The organism is Vibrio sp. 2130-1 (genome assembly GCF_033339515.1).
This window is the reverse complement of sequence record NZ_JAWOUT010000105.1, coordinates 1-963: the sequence shown is the minus strand read 5'-3', so window position 1 is coordinate 963 and position 963 is coordinate 1. Positions and strand designations below refer to the sequence as shown.

At 47.9% G+C, this 963-nt stretch carries 1 protein-coding gene; it reads left to right on the top strand.

Translation table 11 applies throughout. From position 1 onward, the window contains the following. On the top strand, positions 1-963 hold a 963-nt coding region (ftsZ, locus tag R7Q09_RS24520), incomplete at both ends, for a cell division protein FtsZ (protein WP_318143743.1).

Here is a 963-nt window from a genome sequence, read left to right as displayed (position 1 = left end):
CAAGCACTTCGTAAGACAAGCGTTGGCAATGTTATTCAGATCGGTGGTGATATCACTAAAGGTCTGGGTGCAGGTGCGAATCCACAAGTTGGCCGTGAGGCAGCTCTCGAAGACAGAGATAGAATTAAAGATTCCCTAACTGGTGCCGATATGGTGTTTATCGCAGCTGGTATGGGCGGTGGTACAGGTACTGGTGCAGCGCCTGTTATTGCTGAAGTGGCGAAAGAGCTAGGTATTCTGACTGTAGCGGTTGTAACAAAACCGTTCAGCTTTGAAGGCAAAAAGCGTTTAGCGTTTGCTGAGCAAGGCATCGATGAGTTATCTAAGCACGTTGACTCGTTAATTACGATTCCAAACGAGAAGCTACTTAAAGTTCTTGGTCGTGGCGTAACATTGCTTGAAGCATTTGCGAGTGCGAATGACGTTCTTAAGAATGCAGTTCAAGGTATCGCCGAGCTAATCACTCGCCCTGGTATGATCAACGTCGACTTTGCAGACGTACGTACAGTGATGTCTGAAATGGGTCACGCGATGATGGGTAGTGGTATTGCGAAAGGTGAAGACCGAGCCGAAGAAGCGGCTGAGATGGCAATTTCTAGCCCACTTCTAGAAGATATCGATCTTGCTGGTGCTCGCGGTGTTCTTGTTAACATCACTGCTGGTCTGGACATGCGTCTTGATGAGTTTGAGACAGTTGGTAACACAGTGAAGGCATTTGCATCTGACAATGCAACCGTGGTTATCGGTACTTCTCTAGACCCAGATATGACTGATGAAATCCGTGTGACAGTAGTTGCGACAGGTATTGGCAATGAAAGAAAGCCAGATATCACGCTAGTCGCTGGTGGTAAAGCGAAAGTAGCTTCGGCTCCTCAAGCTCAGCCACAACAAGTCGCGGCAACGCAAGCTGAAGAAAAGCCGGCACAAACTTTGCAGAATCAAGTGCAAGAGAAGCCACAGGTA